At 67.2% G+C, this 18,006-nt stretch carries 16 protein-coding genes; 10 read left to right on the top strand and 6 right to left on the bottom strand.

Annotation, left to right across the window (positions count from 1 at the left end; all coding sequences use genetic code 11):
* Positions 1-99 precede the first annotated feature (99 nt).
* From pgi to ACX1NL_RS03640, 3 genes are read left to right on the top strand one after another with little or no spacing between them, the layout of a single operon-like run.
* A complete protein-coding gene (gene pgi / locus ACX1NL_RS03650; protein WP_458898639.1) occupies positions 100-1,737 on the top strand; it encodes a glucose-6-phosphate isomerase in 1,638 nt (545 codons plus the stop codon).
* Positions 1,737-3,224, top strand: coding sequence for a glutamate-cysteine ligase family protein (locus ACX1NL_RS03645; protein ID WP_458898638.1), 1,488 nt, complete (start codon positions 1,737-1,739; stop codon positions 3,222-3,224). Before pgi ends, ACX1NL_RS03645 begins: the two co-directional genes overlap by 1 nt.
* 15 nt (positions 3,225-3,239) lie before the next feature.
* On the top strand, positions 3,240-3,869 hold the full coding sequence (locus ACX1NL_RS03640) for a DedA family protein (RefSeq protein WP_239355677.1): 630 nt from the start codon (positions 3,240-3,242) through the stop codon (positions 3,867-3,869).
* A 53-nt stretch (positions 3,870-3,922) separates the two neighbouring features.
* On the opposite strand, the gene ACX1NL_RS03635 is transcribed toward ACX1NL_RS03640, so the two are convergent.
* From ACX1NL_RS03635 to ACX1NL_RS03625, 3 genes are read right to left on the bottom strand one after another with little or no spacing between them, the layout of a single operon-like run.
* Complete coding sequence (locus tag ACX1NL_RS03635) at positions 3,923-4,171, bottom strand: hypothetical protein (RefSeq protein WP_181890151.1); 249 nt, start codon at positions 4,169-4,171, stop codon at positions 3,923-3,925.
* A gap of 5 nt (positions 4,172-4,176) precedes the next feature.
* Positions 4,177-5,079 carry a hypothetical protein gene (locus ACX1NL_RS03630; protein WP_458898637.1) on the bottom strand — a complete coding sequence of 301 codons (903 nt, stop codon included), beginning with the start codon at positions 5,077-5,079 and terminating at the stop codon, positions 4,177-4,179.
* Positions 5,079-5,915, bottom strand: a complete 837-nt coding sequence (locus ACX1NL_RS03625) for a DNA-formamidopyrimidine glycosylase family protein (protein ID WP_458898636.1) — start codon at positions 5,913-5,915, stop codon at positions 5,079-5,081. Before ACX1NL_RS03625 ends, ACX1NL_RS03630 begins: the two co-directional genes overlap by 1 nt.
* A gap of 10 nt (positions 5,916-5,925) precedes the next feature.
* Here ACX1NL_RS03625 and ACX1NL_RS03620 point away from each other — a divergent pair, with 10 nt between their 5' ends.
* Both ACX1NL_RS03620 and ACX1NL_RS03615 read left to right on the top strand, forming a co-directional pair.
* Complete coding sequence (locus ACX1NL_RS03620; RefSeq protein ID WP_181890154.1) at positions 5,926-6,165, top strand: hypothetical protein; 240 nt, start codon at positions 5,926-5,928, stop codon at positions 6,163-6,165.
* An 89-nt stretch (positions 6,166-6,254) separates the two neighbouring features.
* Positions 6,255-7,823 carry an HNH endonuclease signature motif containing protein gene (locus ACX1NL_RS03615; protein ID WP_458898635.1) on the top strand — a complete coding sequence of 523 codons (1,569 nt, stop codon included), beginning with the start codon at positions 6,255-6,257 and terminating at the stop codon, positions 7,821-7,823.
* A gap of 22 nt (positions 7,824-7,845) precedes the next feature.
* On the opposite strand, the gene ACX1NL_RS03610 is transcribed toward ACX1NL_RS03615, so the two are convergent.
* Positions 7,846-12,522 (bottom strand): ATP-dependent helicase, encoded by a 4,677-nt coding sequence (locus ACX1NL_RS03610; RefSeq protein WP_458898634.1) that lies wholly within the window; start codon positions 12,520-12,522, stop codon positions 7,846-7,848.
* 30 nt (positions 12,523-12,552) lie between these two features.
* Here ACX1NL_RS03610 and ACX1NL_RS03605 point away from each other — a divergent pair, with 30 nt between their 5' ends.
* Genes ACX1NL_RS03605 through ACX1NL_RS03590 form a run of 4 tightly spaced genes read left to right on the top strand, consistent with a single transcriptional unit; the run spans position 12,553 to position 14,882 of the window.
* Positions 12,553-13,326: a 3'(2'),5'-bisphosphate nucleotidase CysQ gene (locus ACX1NL_RS03605; protein WP_070472938.1), complete on the top strand. Its 774-nt coding sequence runs from the start codon at positions 12,553-12,555 to the stop codon at positions 13,324-13,326.
* Entirely contained in the window at positions 13,323-14,120 is a 798-nt protein-coding gene (locus tag ACX1NL_RS03600) for a thymidylate synthase (RefSeq protein ID WP_458898633.1), read from the top strand. The genes ACX1NL_RS03605 and ACX1NL_RS03600 overlap by 4 nt, the downstream gene beginning before the upstream one ends.
* On the top strand, positions 14,117-14,596 hold the full coding sequence (locus ACX1NL_RS03595) for a dihydrofolate reductase (RefSeq protein ID WP_458898632.1): 480 nt from the start codon (positions 14,117-14,119) through the stop codon (positions 14,594-14,596). Before ACX1NL_RS03600 ends, ACX1NL_RS03595 begins: the two co-directional genes overlap by 4 nt.
* Before the next feature lies 1 nt (position 14,597).
* The gene (locus ACX1NL_RS03590) at positions 14,598-14,882 is read left to right on the top strand and encodes a glutaredoxin domain-containing protein (RefSeq protein WP_458898631.1); all 285 of its coding nucleotides are present in this window, start codon (positions 14,598-14,600) and stop codon (positions 14,880-14,882) included.
* On the opposite strand, the gene ACX1NL_RS03585 is transcribed toward ACX1NL_RS03590, so the two are convergent.
* Entirely contained in the window at positions 14,883-16,301 is a 1,419-nt protein-coding gene (locus ACX1NL_RS03585; RefSeq protein ID WP_458898630.1) for a phytoene desaturase family protein, read from the bottom strand.
* On the opposite strand from ACX1NL_RS03585, the gene ACX1NL_RS03580 reads away from it, so the two are divergent.
* Entirely contained in the window at positions 16,300-17,334 is a 1,035-nt protein-coding gene (locus tag ACX1NL_RS03580) for a hypothetical protein (protein WP_458898629.1), read from the top strand. The genes ACX1NL_RS03585 and ACX1NL_RS03580 overlap by 2 nt on opposite strands.
* Before the next feature lie 20 nt (positions 17,335-17,354).
* Here ACX1NL_RS03580 and ACX1NL_RS03575 read toward each other — a convergent pair whose 3' ends face one another.
* A complete protein-coding gene (locus ACX1NL_RS03575; RefSeq protein WP_458898628.1) occupies positions 17,355-17,828 on the bottom strand; it encodes a TetR/AcrR family transcriptional regulator in 474 nt (157 codons plus the stop codon).
* Between the last annotated feature and the right edge of the window lie 178 nt (positions 17,829-18,006).

The raw sequence follows: 18,006 nt of genomic DNA, 5'->3' as shown, positions 1-18,006 counted from the left end.
TCCACACTCCCCCGCTCCGCGGACGCACGCTGCGCGTTTTGGCTACCGTTGATCAAGGACAACCCAACCGCGAACTGGACTGCCACCTGGGAGGCTGACATGCACGACATCACGTCCACCGAAAGCTGGGGCAAGCTGGAGAAACTCCGCGCGGAAAAGTCCCGCACCACCCTGCGGGACCTGTTCCGAGCGGACGACGAGCGCGCGCAGCGCTACACGTTCGACGCGGCCGGGCTTCACGTGGATCTTTCGAAGAACTTGGTGGACGGAGACGTCGCAAAGCAATTGCTCGCCTTGGCGGACGAGGCGGGCCTGAAAGACCGCATCGAGGCGATGTTCACCGGCGAGCACATCAATGCCACCGAGGACCGCGCGGTGCTGCACACCGCGTTGCGCGCGCCCGAGGACGCCCAGCTGGAGGTGGACGGCCAGGATGTCACCGCGGACGTGCACGCGGTGCTGAAGCAGATGCGCGAGTTCGCCACGAAGCTGCGCAGCGGCGAGTGGGTGGGCCACACCGGAAAGACGATTTCCAAGGTGGTCAACATCGGCATCGGCGGCTCGGATCTGGGCCCTGCCACGGCCGCGCAGGCGCTGCGCACCTACGCCACCGCAGGTATTTCCGCGGAGTTCGTCTCCAACGTCGACCCGGCGGACATGACGTGCGTGCTGGCTGAGGTGGATGCGGAAGAAACGCTGTTCATCGTCGCCTCCAAGACGTTCACTACCCAGGAGACGCTGGCCAACGCGCACGCCGCGAAGCGCTGGCTGCTCGAGCAGTTCGACGGCGACGAATCCGCGATTGCGAAGCACTTCGTAGCCGTGTCCACCAACGCGGAGAAGGTGGCGGAGTTTGGCATCGACACTGCCAACATGTTCCCGTTCTGGGACTGGGTAGGCGGGCGCTACTCCATGGATTCCGCGATCGGGCTGTCCCTCATGGCCGTGATCGGCCCGGGAGATTTCATGCGCATGCTCGAAGGCTTCCACGCCATGGACCAGCATTTCCGCACCACTGCGTTCAAGGAGAATGTGCCGGTGCTGATGGGGCTTTTGAACATTTGGTACCGCAACTTCCACAAGGCGCAGACGCACGCGGTCCTGCCGTACTCGCAGGACCTCGCCCGCTTCCCCGCGTACCTGCAGCAGCTGACCATGGAGTCCAACGGCAAGCACACGCGTATCGACGGCGCAAGCGTCGACCACGACACCGGCGAAATCTACTTCGGTGAGCCGGGCACCAACGGCCAGCACGCGTTTTTCCAGCTGATCCACCAGGGCACCACGCTCGTGCCGGCGGACTTCATCGGCTTTGCCAAGCCCCGGGCGGACCTGCCCACCGCCACCGGCGAGGGCTCCATGCACGACCTGCTCATGGGCAACTTCTTCGCGCAAACGAAGGTCATGTCTTTCGGCAAGACCCAGCAGGAGATCGAGGCCGAAGGCGTGCCGCACGCGCTGGCCCCGCACAAGGTGATGCCGGGCAACCGCCCCACCACCACGATTCTGGCCGAGGAGCTCTCCCCGTTCAGCCTGGGCGCGCTGATCGCGCTGTACGAGCACATCGTGTTCGTCGAAGCCGCGATCTGGGGCATCAACGCCTTCGACCAGTGGGGCGTGGAGCTGGGCAAGGCGCAGGCGAACGACCTCGCCGCCGCCGTCGCTGGCGAGGAGGCGCCGGACACGGGCGATTCCTCCACCGACAGCCTGATCGCGTGGTACAGGAAGCACCGCTAATGGGCGACGCCGTTTCTTCGGAGTCCTACACTCCGCGCCAGCGCACCACCTACCGGCGCCGGCTTGAAGACGATCTGGAGCGCTTCGACCGCCATCTGCAGGACGCGGACTTCGTGGACCACGGCACAATCGGGCTCGAGCTCGAGCTCAACCTGGTGGACGGCGACATGCAGCCGCACCCCAACAACCAGGCGGTGCTGGAGATACTTGGCGACGAGTACCAGTCCGAGATCGGCGCCTACAACGTGGAGATGAACCACCCGCCGCTGGGAATTGAGGGCGACGGGTTGGCGAGGCTGGCCGAGGGGGTGGAAAAGCGGCTTGCCACCGTGCGCGACGCCGCGGAGCAGGCGGGCTCGCAGCTGGCGATGATCGGCACGCTGCCGACGATGACCTCGCAGTTTTTGGACAGCGACGAATGGATGACCCAGGAAAACCGCTACGCCGGGCTGAACAACTCCATCCTGGAATCGCGCGGCGAGCTGGTGAAGATCGACCTGCGCCGCGACGAAAAGTACACCCACTACTTCGAAACCATCGCCCCGGAATCCACCTGCACCTCCATGCAACTGCACCTGCAGGTGGCACCCAACCGGTTCGCGGACGCGTGGAACGCCTCCCAGGCGATCGCGGGCGTGCAGGTGGCGCTGTCCGCCAACTCGCCGCTGTTCATGGGTCACAAGGTGTGGCACGAGTCGCGCATCCCGGTGTTCAAGCAGTCCATCGACACCCGCACCAAAGAGCTGATCAACCAGGGCGTGCGCCCGCGCGTGTGGTTCGGCGAACGGTGGATCACCAGCGTGTTCGACCTGTTCGAGGAGAACGTGCGCTACTTCTCTCCCCTGCTGCCCGAAGGCCGCATGGCAGCCGGCGCGCCGTTCATGAACGGCGACAACCCCGGCCTGCACTACCTCAACTTGCACAACGGCACCATCTGGCGCTGGAACCGCGCCATCTACGACCCGGCCGGCGAGCTCAGCCACATCCGTGTGGAAAACCGCCTGCTGCCCGCGGGCCCCACAGTGAAGGACATTGTGGCGGACGCGGCGTTCTACTACGGGCTGGTCAAGGCGCTCGGCAACCAGACCCGGCCAGTGTGGTCGCGCCTGAGCTTCGAGGCGGCCAACGACAACTTCCTCGCCGGCGCCCGCGACGGCATCAACGCCGAGGTGGAGTGGCCGACGCTGGGGACGGTGGCGGTGGCGGAGCTCGTCGAGAAGCATCTGCTCGAGCTCGCGCACGAAGGGCTGCGCACGCTGAATGTGGACGAGGCCTGCGCCGACGAGTACATCGGCGTGATCGAGGGGCGCGTACGGGCGCGGCAAAACGGTGCGACGTGGCAGCTCGCCGCGCTCGAGCGCGTGGCCGGCGGGTCGAAGGCCCTGACCACGGAGCGCGCCGACGGGCTCGCCCGCGTTTTACGCCAGTACATGAAAAATTCCCAGGCAGACGCGCCGGTGCATACTTGGACGCTCGAGGTTGAGTAGGGCAAGATAGGCCCAATGCAGAGCATCATCGACTGGATTGTGGGTCTCATGGAGACCCTCGGCGCCCCCGGCGTCGGAATCGCGATCCTCTTGGAGAACCTCTTCCCGCCCATCCCGTCCGAGGTGGTGCTGCCGCTCGCCGGCTTCACCGTCGCGCAGGGGTCGCTGAACATGATCAGCGTGTTCATCTGGTCCGTGCTGGGCTCCGTCATCGGCGCATACGTGCTCTACGGCGTCGGAGTGTGGCTCGGCCTCGAGCGGCTGCGCAAAATCGCCGACTGGATGTGGCTCGTGCGCGCCTCCGACGTGGACGCCGCGATGAACTTCTTCACCAAGTACGGCAAGCCCAGCGTGTTTATCGGCCGCCTCATCCCCGGCGTGCGCTCGCTGATCTCCATCCCCGCCGGCCTGGGCAAGATGAACCTTGTCACCTTCGGCCTGTGGACCACCCTCGGCTCCGGCATCTGGAACGCCATCCTGATCTACCTGGGCTACGTCCTCGGCGACAACTGGGAGAAGGCCACCGAGTACGCCGACACCTACTCCAACGTGATTTATGTCGTGCTGCTGCTGATCATCCTCGGCTTTTTGGTGTTCTTCATCCGCCGTGCGGTGCGGGACAAGAACGCGGATCCATCTGCGTAGGAAAACACAACCCCAGGCAGCCGTTCACAGATGTGGCGGCTGCCTTTTACGCTCTAGGAAACCCTCTCACTTCTTGTCCAATATTCAACGAAATCAGGGAGCTCATCAACCCGGAAGTACCTGGAGTGGGTCACCTTCAAATCTTCGAGTGAGGGCGACCCGATCACCACGATTTCGACGTCAGGGTTCTCGTTGGACTGCTCCTCGTCGAGTCGCTGCCTGATCGCTTCGCGAGAATCCGCGTATTCCGTGATGTGGCGCTCGCCGGTTTTCCGGTTGAACACGATGAGAAAGTGCTTCATTTTCTTCACTCGCTTTCAAGCTCGAAAGCGCTCAGGCTTTGCGATAGGTCTCGTAGTGATCGAATGAGGCTCAGAATACTCGAAGCCTGATCTCCAGCGACAGCCTCGGATCGCGACAGCGCTTCGAAAGATCTTGAACGCAACTCATGCAACCGAGGATTCAATGGAAGCCCCGGAGGTATAGTTGCAAGATTTCTCATTGAGGTCTGACTGTGCCGGTTGCTCGCAGCTCGCGTCCGCTCCATGTCGTGAATGTCACTCGCTATAGACCCGAGGTGAGCGGCGACTTCAGCAAGCTCCCTGTTTTCTGGCCGATAATTCCTTTCATAACGGATTCGACGCCCAGTCTTATCTGCCAGCTTTTCAAAAGCGTTGGCCCACTCAGACTGAAGCAAAGTCCGTAGTTGCAACTCAACGATTCCCGCGGCTGAGTCGATAATCAAGTGAAGGGCGCGGTAGCCGCCGGGCTGAGCACGCGCGATGTAGTCCCGCTCAGTGACGCGATGCCCTTCCGCGACTAGCCGTCGACGGAGCTCGTACCCCAGGTAGCGAAGATCATCGTGAAGCACGTTGGCTGTAATTCGTGCTCCCGCGAAATCCCACATCCGGCCCAACTGAACATTCGCACCCGGGTCCTTTTTCGATCTGCGGATTTTGTCACCGATAGTTGATTGTGACTTGACCCGGTAGGCGCTGACGATGTCCGGACGCTGGCCTTCTCCACCGAAAAGCTTCTTCGCAAAATCCGCGCATGATGCAGCTGTGCGCCTGGCTATCTCATCATGCCAATAGATCATTTCTGAGGCTTCGGCGGGCATCTCCGCCCATCCCGCAAAGTACTCCCCCAGTTCGTTAATCTCCTGCTTGCTCCACGGGCGTTTCTCTTTGAAGAAATCAAAGTCAAACATCACTCCCCCTTTCGCCTCGGAATATAGCAAGGCTCAGGCTGACACTGCGGGCACCACCAAATAACCCGCTCTAGGTCACCCTCCCCGCCGAGGAAGCCCTTGGTAATCAGCGTGCCGCACCGCCTGCACGGCTTGTTGTTGCGGCCGAACACGTAGCTCGTCTCCCCCGCCCGCTTGATCCCCGTGGTCACGCGGACGGGGGCATCTTTATTCGCCCACATCAGTCTGCGCGCGAGGCGCACATGCTTCTCGACGTCCACGTCTCGCACCAACTCTGCCGGATGGGTTCCAGCCAGGAAGTTGATCTCCGCGCGGTACTCGTTGCCGATGCCGGCGAGCTTGCGCTGGTCCAGCAGGGCGCGGCCGATCTCGCGGCCGGGCTCAGCTTCGATGCGCCTGACCGCCTCGTCGAGGTCGAAGTCCGGGTCCAGCAAGTCCGGGCCGAGGTAGCCCATCTCTTGTTGGTATTCCCTGGCCGGGAAGACGCGGACCAGCCCGAGCCAGAAGCCGACGAGTTCGACGTCGGCCTTTGGTTCGTCGCTAAGCGAAAGCACCACACGGGCGGCGTGAGCGGGCTTTTTCCACCTGGTGCCGGCGCGGTGCATGGACCACGTGCCCTCCATTTTCAGGTGGGTGTGCAGGATCTGCGGCTGGTAGCCGTCTTTGGCGAACTGCATAAACAGGTGTTTGCCGTGCGGCCAGACGCGCTCGCAGGTCATGCCCGCGAAGTCGACGGTGGCGTAGCGCGGGACGCGGATGCTGGTGGCTGTCACTTCGCGGTTTTGCATCCACTGCAGGCGCTTTGACAGCTGATAGACGGAATCACCTTCGGGCATAGTGGGGTCTATGTTCCAATTTCTGCGCAAAATCTTCAACACTGTCTTCAACTCCGGGCCGACGCCGGAAGAGTCGCTTGTGGGGTTCTTCCCGGACATGGACGCCGCGGTCGAGTGGGCGCGCGGGGTGCTCGCGGAGACCGGCACCGACCCCAAAGAGCAGTTTGTGCGCGCGGTGAAAGACGTGCGCGAGGCGAATCCTCGACTTGGCCTTGCGGCGGCGAATCACCTGGTGAAGCAGCTAGTTTAGAATGTTTGTTCGAATTTGAGTTTTACGTGTCGGACGCGTTGTTACATTGACACCCAACACCCGCGAAATGTTGCGGAAAGGAGGGTGTCATGAACGGAATCGCCGAGCTCGTGGACCAGGTCGCCGACGGCCTGTCGCAGTTGCGCCAGCTTCTGGACGATCCATCGGCCCTCCCCCTCGCCACCATCACCCGCGACATCGCGCGCCTCGAACGCGCGATGGATAAGAAGGCCTACGTGGACGCCGCCTTCGCGCAGGCGTGCGTGCTGGCGGACGCCGGCAAGCTGGTCGGCGCGAACCACCCGGACGCGTACCTGACCGAAAAGCTCGGCATCTCGCGCGGCGAGGCGTACAACCGCATCGCACGGGCGAAGGCGCTTTTCGATGCTCCGCCGGAGCCTCCGGAGCCTGAACACTTCTTCTTCGAAGAGGACTGCACTGAAGATGACCGCCTTGCTGCCGAGGAGGCCGCGCGCAAGGCCGCCGAGGAGGAAGCGGAGCGCCGCCGCAAGGACCAGGAGGAGGCGCGCAAGCGTGCCGACGAGGTCCCGGCCGCCAAGCAGGACATCATCCGCCGCGAGCTGGACAAGCTGCTCAAGGCTGCCGAGGGCGAGCGGATGCGCATCTACGCCCGCGCGATGGAGCAGGCGAAATACCGCGACGAGAAGGACCTACGGCTGTTTGTGAAGCGCCTGGTCGCCGAGGCCAACAAGCCCCACGTGAAGGCGAACCCGAACGCGGGCTTTGAAAAGCGCGACGCCTCGCTGGGCAGGGAGAACGTGGACGGCACCTTCGACGTGACGCTGTCGATGACCCGCGCCGACTACGCGCTCTACAAGGCACTCACCGACAAGGGGTTGTCACCGAACTCCAACATCCCGGAGGAACTGCAGGGCGACCGGGACCCGCGCACGAAAGGTCAGCGCCGCTACGACCAGTACATGTCCATCCTGCGCCAGTACGAGGAGGGCCAGCAGGCCGCGAACGGCGGTGCCGCGTCGGTGGTCGTGTCCGTCACGCTCGACGACCTCGCCGAGGCCGACGCCAACACCCTGTTCCAAACCAACGTCGGGGTGGAGCTCGACGCCTTCGACCTGGTCCGGCTCGGAATGGACGGCACGAGCGACTTCCTGCTCACCGTCGACGGGCTTTCCGGGGTGCCGCTGCACCTGGGCCGGTCGCGGAGGCTCGCGTCGGTGGGCCAGCGCATCGCCATGTTCGCAGTCCAGGGGGTGTGCTCCTGGGCCGGCTGCACGACCTCCATGAGCGAGTGCGAGGCCCACCACATCATCTCTTGGTTGCGGTATGGGGCGACCGACATCGAGAACCTCACCGGCCTGTGCCCCACCCACCACAGGTGCAACAACGACCGCAGGGACGGCTCGTTCAACAAGGGCTACATGGACTACGACCCCGACACCGGCGGTGCCGTTTTGGTCAAAGCCGACGGCACCCGCCACACCAACACCACGGACCCCGCCATGCACTCGGCGGTCAACCGGATCAAGGCGAAACGAGCCTCAGCGTCGGCGCCGCCACCTGTGGAAACGCACTGGCCCACCTCCCCACCGCCGGGGCGCGCGGGTCATGCTGCCCATGCGAATCAGCCAAACCACCGTCCCAATCGCCCTGGTCACCGCATGCCGATGCGGCCCTAAAAGGCATTCGCCGCAGCCTGAATTAATCGTCGAAGGTGAGACCTTCGGCAGGGCCTCGCGCGCCGTCGCGCGTGCCTAGGCCGTTGCCGTCACTGCCTTCGTCGTCTTCGAGCTCCCCCAGCGCCTCCGCCACGCTGCGCCCGCGCCGCTTCGGGGGCGCCGAGGCACGCCCGCCGATCTTCGCGCCCTTGTGCGTCGCCGTCGCCCCGTACTCCTTCAGCGAATATGCCGGCCCGCCGTCAAGCTTCTCCACGGCCAGCGGCTGCATCCGGCCCGCCCGCACCGCGGCGGTAAGGGCGCCAACAACCAGCGACATCGGGTCGCCGACCCCGTCCGGAAACGTGTCGAAGAAGGTGGTCATGGTCCTGCCGCCCCGGGTGACGTGGGCGGCCAACAGCCCATCCACCAACACCACGATCGCGCCCGCCGAGCGGGTCGGCCCCTGCGCCGGCCACGGCAGCGCCGCCCCGTAGGGGTTCGCCGGGTCGGTCGCCGCCAGCACGTGCACGTGCGGCTCCCGGGCGCCCGAGGGCCAGCCGACCACGTCGTCGGAGTCCTGGTGGCCGCGCAGCCGGTCGATCGTCGCCGGGGTGGAGAACTGCGAGGCGCCGAGCCCCTCCACCAGGTAGCCGCGCATCGCCTTGCCGGACGCCTCGAACCCGGACAGCGTCTTGTAGGCCAGCGCGAACCCGCCGAGGATGTCCTCGGCGACCACCGAGCCGCGGGTGACCACCCCGTAGCGGTCCAGCAGCGACTCGCCCAGAGCCACCGACCGGCGGGTCGCGTCGTCGTCAGGCGTCGGCGTCAGCGACCACCGGCCCACCATGTCCGGCGGCACACTCGCCGCGAACGAGGTCCGCCCCGAGCGCACCCTGCTTCTCGACGGCCTCCGCCTCGCCCTGTGCGCCGCCTTGCCGCCAGCGAGCCGCGCCCGGATCGGCGCAAACGAGTCGGGGGCGAGGAAGCCGGCCTCGACCAGGTCCCACATGGCCTCGCGCAGCTCCTCGGTCGTGGTGGTGGGCTCGAGCAGGTCGGTGAACAGGAACCCACCGCCGCGGCGCACCTTCTCCATCACCTGGGACTGGGTCAGCGACAGCAGCGGCTCGTCCACCTGCGGGGCGAGCTGGGCGGCGTAGTCCGCGGGCAGCAGCATGATCCACGGATCGCGCGCACCCGCCTTGCCTGCGCCGACGATGGCGATCTCGCCCGAGGCGGTCAGTTCGTCGAGCATCACCGGCGAGTAGTCGCCAACCCGGGCCGGCAGGATGTGGGACTCCCACGCGCTGGCCGGCAGCCGCACCCCGGCGAGCTGCTCCAGCACCGAATACACCCCATCGGCCCCGCGCAGCGCCGGCACCACGCCCACCGGGGCGACGTTCGACCACGCCGGCAAGAATCGCGCATAAGCAGACTGCGACACCGGCCGGGTCTGTGCGCGCGCCGCCGCCAGCGAGCGGGTGCGGATGATGCGCAGCACCTCCGCGGCGACGTATTCCTCTTCCTCGATGCCCTGCCGGTAGCGGCCCGGGATGACCTTGTCCTTGTCCATCAGCGGCTGCAGCGCCGCGTGCGCCGCGCCGACCGCCAGCCCGAATGCGTCGGCCAAATCACGCAGCGTAAAGGGCCCGCGGGTGCGCACCCAGCGGCCCACCAGCTGCGCCAGCGCGTCGGGGATGGTCTGCACCTGGGCGGCGACGCCGGGCGGGACGGGCACGCCGAGGCCGTCGCGAAGCAGCGGCGCGTCGAGGACTTGGGCGACGTGCTCGCGCCCGCCGATGCGCACCCGCATCATCCGCGCCCCCAAGGCCTGCTCCAACGACTCGAGGGGGACTTCGGTGTGGAGGCGGAGCTCGTCGTTAGGCACGGGCCCCACGATGCGCAGGGTGTCGGCGAACTGCTCGCTCGTCGAAGCGCGACCGAGCCGGCGCAGCGACGCGTCCACCTCCGCGATGATGTCGCCGTCCAACAGTTCCCGCAGCTCAACGGTGCCGAGTAGCTTGGCCAGCAGCGACGGGTCCAGCGACAGCGCCGCCGCCCGCTTCTCCGCCAGCGGGGTGTCGCCCTCGTACATGAACGCGCCGGTGTAGTTGAACAGCAGCGACGACGCGAAGGGGCTCGGCTGGTCCGTGGTCACCTCGGCGATGCGCACCCGGCGCGTGTTGATGTCCCGCATGACCTCCTGCAACGCCGGGAGATCGTAGACGTCCTGGAGGCACTCGCGCACCGTCTCCAAGATGATGGGAAACGACGGGTAGTTGCGGGCCACATCCAGCAACTGCTCGGCCCGTTGGCGCTGCTGCCACAGCGGCGCGCGCTTGCCGGGGTTGCGGCGCGGCAGCAGCAGGGCGCGGGCGGCGCACTCGCGGAACCGGGAGGCGAACAGGGCGGAGTTGCCCACCTGCTCGGTGACGATGTCGGCGATCTCGTCGGCGTCGAATTGGAAGATCGCCCCGTCGGGCTCCTTGTCGCCTTGCGGGAGGCGCAGCACGATGCCGTCGTCGCCCGCCACCGCCTGGGCGTCCATGCCGGTCTCCTGCGCGACCCGCCACCCGGTGGCCAGCGCCCACGCCGCGTTGACGCCCTTGCCGAACGGGGTGTGCAGCACCACCCGCCAGTCCCCCAGCTCGTCGGTGAACCGCTCGAGCACCAGGGTTTTCTCATCGGGCAGGATGCCGGTGGCCTCCTCCTGCTCCTCCAGGTATTGCAGCAGGTTGGCCCGCGCCCGCTCATCCAGACTCGCATCCAAGGAGCTTTTTGCTTCTCGACGAAACGCGCCCAGCGCCTTGCCCAGCTCATAGGGCCTGCCCAGCCCGTCGCCGGTCCAGAACGGCAGCCGGCCGGTGTGCCCCGGCGCGGGGCTGACCTGCACCTGGTCGCGGGTGATGTTCTCGATGCGCCAGCTCGAGGCACCGAGGGTGAACACGTCGCCGACACGGGACTCGTAGACCATCTCCTCGTCGAGCTCGCCGACGCGGCGGGGTGCCTTGTCGTCGGCGCCGACGAGGAAGACCCCAAACATGCCGCGGTCCGGGATGGTGCCGGCGTTGGTGACTGCCACGCGCTGGGCGCCCGGGCGGGCCTTGAGGGTGGAGCCTTCGAGGATGGCGCGGGGCCTGAGTTCCGCGAAGTCCGTGGAGGGGTAGACGCCGATGACCAGGTCGATCACCGAGTCGAACACCTCGCGCGCCAGGTCCCTGTACGGCCAGGCGCGGCGCACGGTGTCGTACCACTCGTCGACGTCGAGGTCCTCCACCGCGACCGCCGCCACGGTCTGCTGCGCCAGCACGTCGAGCGGGCTGCGCGGGGTGTGCAGCTCCTCGATGAGGCCCTCGCGCATCCGCGGCACCGTCACCGCGGTCTGCACGAGGTCGGCGCGGTGCTTCGGGTAGAAGGTGCCCTCCGAGACCGCGCCGACGGTGTGCCCGGCGCGGCCCACGCGCTGCAGGCCGGAGGCCACCGAGGGCGGCGACTCCACCTGGATGACCAGGTCCACCGCGCCCATGTCGATGCCCAGCTCCAGCGAGGATGTGGACACCACCGCGCGCAGGGTGCCCTCTTTCAGCATGGTTTCGGTCTGGGCGCGCTCGTCTTTGCTCACGCTGCCGTGGTGGGCCCGGGCGATCACGTTGGCGGCGTGGCCGGCGGTGTCCACCGACTTCATCAGCTGCGCCGGCGGCCGGCGGGTCGGCGGCGACAGGGCCTCCGGGTCGTGCTCCTTCGCCCATAACTCGTTGAGCTGGCTGGTCAGCCGCTCCGCGGTGCGCCGCGAGTTCACGAACACGATGGTGGAGCGGTGCGCCATCACCTCGTCGTACACCGCGCGCTCGATGTGGGGCCAGATGGAGTTCACGGCGCCCGGCGGCGCTGCAGGCTCAGCTTCTTCCAGCGCATCGTCGAAAACCGCGTCCCCGATCGTGGAGGCATCCTCCGGCACGGGCAGGTCGGACATGTCGTCCACCGGCACCCGCACGTCCAGCTCCCAGCGCTTCTCCGCGGGCGGGTTGATGATAGTGGTCTTGGGCCCGAGGAAGTTCGCCACCGCCTCGATCGGGCGCACCGTGGCCGACAGGCCGATGCGCTGGAAGTCCCCCGCCAGCCGCCGCAGCCGCTCCAGCGAGAGCGACAGGTGCACGCCGCGCTTCGTGCCGGCCAGGGCGTGGATCTCGTCCACGATCACCGTGTCCACCGACTGCAAAATGCCCGCCGCCTTCGAGGTGAGCATGAGGTACAGCGACTCGGGCGTGGTGATCAGGATGTCCGGGGGCTTGCGCACCTGCCGGTTGCGCTCGGACTGCGGGGTGTCGCCGGAGCGCACCCCGACCGAGATGTCCGGCATGTCGCGGCCCAGCCTCTGCGCCACCCGCGCGATGCCGGCCAGCGGCGCCCGCAGGTTGTTTTCCACGTCCACGCCCAGCGCCTTCAGGGGCGAGATGTAGAGGACTCGCACACCGCCGAGGGTGGAGGCGGAAGCTCCGTCGATAGGCAAGACTTGCTGCCCGGCGCGCTCCACCAAGGAGTTCAGCGACCACAGAAACGCCGCGAGCGTCTTACCGGAGCCCGTGGGTGCGACCACCAGCGCGTTTTCGCCGTCGGAGATCGCGCGCCACGCCTGCTCCTGCACCGCGGTCGGCGCGGCGAAGACGTCCCCGAACCACTGGGCCACCTGCGGGTGGAAGCGGCTGAGGATCGGCGCGTTCATCACGCCAACCTTAGCGGTAGAGTCGGGTACATGACTGCTCAGTACTCGGATTCCCGGCTGACCAACCTCATCGCCGAGGGCACCGGCGAGATCCTCAAGGGCGTGCGCGGCGTGGGCCTGTTGCGGGGCCGCGAGCTCGGCGAGGCGGGCGACGAGCTCGCCCAAAGCTGGATCTCCAGGGTGCTTTCGCAGCACAGGCCTGACGACGGCTTCCTGTCGGAGGAAGCCGCCGACAACCAGGACCGCCTGTCCAAGGACAGGGTCTGGATCGTCGACCCCCTCGACGGCACGAAGGAGTTCGCCACCGGCCGCCAGGACTGGGCGGTGCACGTCGCCCTCGTGGAGGACGGGGTGCCCACCCACGCCGCGGTAGGCCTGCCGGACCTGGGTGTCGTGTTCAAGTCCTCCGATGTCCGCCACGTCTCCGGGCCGTTCGCGGGCAAGGTGGCGATGTCCCGGAACAGGCCCCCGGCCGTCGCGAAGCATGTCGCCCAAGCCTTGGACTTCGAGGTGCAGCCCGTGGGCTCCGCGGGCGCGAAGGCGATGCACGTGCTGCTCGGGGACTACGACGCCTACGTCCACGCCGGCGGCCAGTACGAGTGGGACCAGGCCGCGCCCGTGGGTGTCGCGCTCGCGGCGGGGCTGCACGCCTCGCGCCTCGACGGCACCCCGCTGCGCTACAACAACGCGGACACCTACATCCCCGATATTGTGATCTGCCGGCCCGAGCTTGCCGACGACATTCTGGACGCCGCCGCCCGCTACCACGACGAGCACGGCACCTTTGAAGGAGTAGCCAAGTGATTTCCACCCCGTACGAGGACCTGCTGCGCGACGTTTTGGAAAACGGCGCCGAGAAGGGCGACCGCACCGGCACCGGCACCCGCAGCGTGTTCGGCCGCCAGATCCGCTACGACCTTTCCCAGTCCTTTCCCCTGCTGACCACTAAGAAGGTGTACTTCAAGGGCGTCGTCGGCGAGCTGCTGTGGTTCCTGCGCGGCGATTCCAACGTGCGCTGGCTGCAGGACAACGGGGTGCGCATCTGGAACGAGTGGGCCGACGAAAACGGCGAGCTCGGCCCCGTCTACGGCGTGCAGTGGCGCTCCTGGCCCACCCCCGACGGCGGGCACATCGACCAAATCGAAGAGGTCCTGCGCACCCTGAAGGAGAACCCGGATTCGCGCCGCAACCTCGTCTCCGCCTGGAACGTGGCCGAGCTGGACAAGATGGCGCTGATGCCGTGCCACCTGCTGTTCCAGCTCTACGTCGCCGACGGCCGCTTGAGTATGCAGGTGTACCAGCGCTCCGCCGACATGTTCCTCGGTGTGCCGTTCAACATCGCCTCCTACGCGCTGTTGACCCACATGTTCGCCCAGCAGGCGGGCCTCGAGGTCGGCGAGCTGATCTGGACGGGCGGCGACTGCCACATCTACAACAACCACCTCGACCAGGTGCGCGAGCAGCTCTCCCGCGACGCCCGCGAGTACCCGCAGCTGCGCCTGCGCAAGGCTGCGTCGATCTTCGACTACGACTTCGACGACATCGAGGTTGTGGGCTACGACCCGCACCCCACCATCAAGGCGGAGGTGTCCGTATGACCTTGGGCGCAATCTGGGCCCAAAGCCTCGACGGGGTGATCGGCGACGGCGCCGGCATGCCCTGGCACCTGCCCGAGGACCTCAAGCACTTCAAGGAGACCACCCTGGGCAGCCCCATCATCATGGGGCGCCGCACCTGGGAATCCCTGCCGGTCAAGCCGCTGCCGGGCCGCAAAAACATCGTGCTTTCCTCGCGCGAGGACGGCGCGTGGTCCGACGGCGCGTCGGTGTGCCGCGACATCCCGGATCTGGAGTCGGACGCGTGGATCCTCGGCGGCGCGCAGGTCTACGAGGCCACCCTGGACGAGGTGGATGTCATCGAGCGAACGCTTATCGACGTCCATCCGGACCTCCCCGCATACAAAGCCGTGCACGCGCCCCGCATCGACGACGCCTTCGAGCTGGTCCGCGACGGCGAGTGGCAGACGTCGACTACCGGCCTGCGCTACAAGTTCCAACGTTTTGAAAGGGTTTGACATGGCTGTTGCCGCACCTGAGACCTCCTCGCACGTGACCATCTTCGCCGCGGACTGGTGCCCGTTCTGCCGCAAGCTTCGCGAGCGCCTCGACCGCACCGAGACCCCCTACGACCTGGTCGACGCGGATGCCGACGGCATGGACGAGGTCAACGCCTGGATCGAGTCCGTCAACGACGGCAACCGCATCGTGCCCACTGTGCTGTTTTCCGACGGCACCCACGCCACCAACCCGGAGGCCTCGGCGGTGCGCGCGAAGCTGCGCGAGCTCACCGGCGAGGAGTAGCTAGCTTCCGAAGTCCCTCATTGCAGCCCCGGCGGCCCACCACCCCGGCATGCCGTGCACCCCGGCGCCGGGCGCGGTCGAGGACGAGGCCATGTACAGCCCCTTGCGCAGCCTGTGCGGCTGGCGGAGAAGCAGCTGCGCCCCGTCCATCGCGCCGCCGGCGATGTCGCCTCCGACGAGGTTGGGGTTCCACGCCTCCAGCTCGCGCGGGGGCGTTTCTATTTTGTCCTTCACCACCCCGCGGAAACCGGGCGCGAACCGCTCGATCTGCGCGGTGATCTTTTCCGCCACCTCGCCGGGGCGGCGCTCCCGGTAACCGTGCGGGACGTGGGCGTAGGTCCACAGCACCAGCCCGCGCGAGGGGTCCGCGGCGTACTGCTGCGCCGCCATCACGAACGGCCGCTCGGGCATTTCTCCCCTGGCCACGTCCTGCTCGGCGCGCACAATCTCGTCCGCGGTGCCGCCGACGTGCACCGTCGCGGCCTGCCCCACCCGGGCATCGGCCCACGGCACCGGGGCATCGAGTAGGAAGTCCACCTTGTGCACCCCCGGCCCGTAGCGCCACCGGCGCATGGACCGGGTGCGGCGGGTGGGCAGCGACGTGCCGTCGAGAGGCAGCACCTGCTTCGGGGTGAGGTTGAGGATCACCGCGTCCGCGTCCGGGAGGGCGCGGACCTCCTCGCCGCGGCGGACCTGACCGCCGTGCTCCTCGACGATCCTGGCCAGTGCAGCCGTGACCGCGCCCGAGCCGCCTTCCGCCACCGGCCACCCGCGCGTCATGCCGAGCGCGCCGAAGAGCAGGCCGAACGCCCCGGTAAACGGCCGCGCCGGCGAGGTGATCGCGTGCGTCGCACTGCCGGCAAACAGGGCGCGGGCCTCCTCGGTGCGAAACGCGGCCCGCCCCAGCGCGGTGGCCGGCCACAGCCCGCGCGCGCCGAACCGAGCCAGCGCGACCGGGTGGCGGGGCAGGCGCGGCATCGGCGCCAGCACGTCTTCGAGGAGGTCGTCCACGTGCTCCACCACAGGCCCATGCAGCCGCTCCCACGCCCCGCCATCGGCACCGAGCCCCGCCGCCGTCTCCTCCAGCGTGCCCGCCAGCACCGCCGCGCCGCTGCCCAGCGGGTGCGCCATCTCGTGCGGCGCGCGCAGCCAGCGCACCCCGTAGTCCTCCAGCCGCAGCGCGCGGAAGGCCGGGCTCGCGGCCCCGAAGGGGTGGCAGGCGGCGCCGAGGTCGACCAGCGTGGCGTCGTGAAGCTGCTGTGTCGACGCCGCACCCCCGATCTCAGGGGCGCGCTCGAGCACCTCGACCCGCCACCCGCTGACCGCGAGGCGTGCGGCGGCCGTGAGCCCGTTGGGCCCGGCGCCGACGACAACTGCCAAAGGTTTCACCGCGCCGATGATAGCTAGACTGCTGCCCATGAACGCGAAACAGATTGGTTGGGCACTGCACTGGGTCGTGCGCATGGTGGCGTTTGGGCTGCTCATGCCGTACGCGGTATTCAAACTTGGGCTGATGCAGATGGGCAAGCCGGACTTCCCGGAGCTTCTGATCACCCTCGGCGAGAAGTCCCCGATGGGCCTGCTGTGGACCTTCATGGGCTTCTCCCCCGTCGTGCAGTTCCTCGCCGGTCTGGCCGAATTCGTCGCCGCCATCTTGCTGCTGTGGCGGCGCACCGCGTGGCTCGGCGGGCTGATCGGCTTCATCGATCTGGCCGTGGTGTGGCTTCTCAACATGACCTTCGACGTGCCCGTGAAGATCCCCTCGGCGTTCCAGGCGCTGCTGTACCTGCTGGTGCTGGCGCCGTGGCTGCCGCGCCTGTTCCGCTTCCTCGCCGGGCGTGCGACGGAGGCCGTGGAGCCGCCGCGCGTGATCACCAACGAGAAGGTCCACCGCGTAACCCGCTTCTTCCCCGCCGTGGCCGCGGTGGTCGCGCTCGGCGCGGGCGGGTTCGTGATGGTCAACGGCATCCCGCGCGCGCTCGACCGCGAGGGCACCGAGCTTTCCGGCGTGTACTCGGTCGCAGGCGGCAACATCGAGCCCGCGCCTGAACTCGCGGACGACCGCCGCTGGTCCGAGATCGCGTTCGGCTCCTTCGACGGCTTCGAGGCCGGCAACTTCTACCGCGTCGAGGGCGAAACCCCGGAGGGTGACTTCCATGGGCTCGCTGCCTTACGACGAGCCTCCGGCGACCTCCACGAAGGCTTCTACACCCTCAACGGCGACCGCGTGACCATCCAGCTCACCGCCCCCATGACCGACGACGGCGTCAACGCCGCCCCGCGCGGCCCCATTGAGGAAACGCTGGAGTTCACCTGGCGCGCTGAGGGCGATGGCCTCGAGCTTTCGCCTATCGACGGCGCCGCCGACGCCTTCGAGCTGACCCCCTCCAAGTTGGGCACCACCCTGCTGGACCGGCCGTTCACGTGGGTTTCCGCGCCGTTCAACCGGTAGTTCGGGATTCAGAAGTCCCCTCAAGACAGAAGTGCCGAGATGCCCTCGGAGAGGATCTCACGTGGGCTAATGTGGTGCGCCGCATGCAGGCGCGCATAGGTCGGGGCCTGCTCGGGGTCGATGGCAACGCGCTTTTCGTCGGGCGCCATGGGAGCCGTCAGGGCGGCCCCGATCACTAAGTTTGATAACCGGTAGGAAGTCCCCAACGGATCCGGAGTTCCCGCTTGCTCGAGCAGCACGCACATACGCTCGGAAAGCGCCAAGTAAGCAGGGCCCCTGGGCGCCCGCATCCCAATTACTTGACCTGCCCACCGGTGGGCCGTGAGATGCGAGAAGAAATCTTGCATCAGGGTAGACAGGTCGGCGTTCCGGATCGATTCGTTCATCACCGGATCGTCTGCAAGCGCTGTGTCGAGGGCGAGGTCAAACAGGTCGTCGACTGATTCCACGCGGGAATACAAGCTGGCTGGAGCGACCCCCACCTGCTGCGCCACAGCCCTGAGGGTAAGGGCTCTCAATCCACCTTCATCCAGCAGTCTCACCGAGACCCTTGCAATCTCCGCGATGTCCACGGCGCGGTGGCGTTGCACAGGTTTCCGGTGTTCCCAGTAGCTCACCCCACCAGGCTAACCAAACATGCCTGCATCGACTATCCGTCCTATGTTAGGTTTG

It is taken from the genome of Corynebacterium sp. CQ3829_602738, assembly GCF_054478435.1.
The sequence above is the reverse complement of the archived record's forward strand: the minus strand, read 5'-3'. Positions and strand labels throughout refer to the sequence as shown.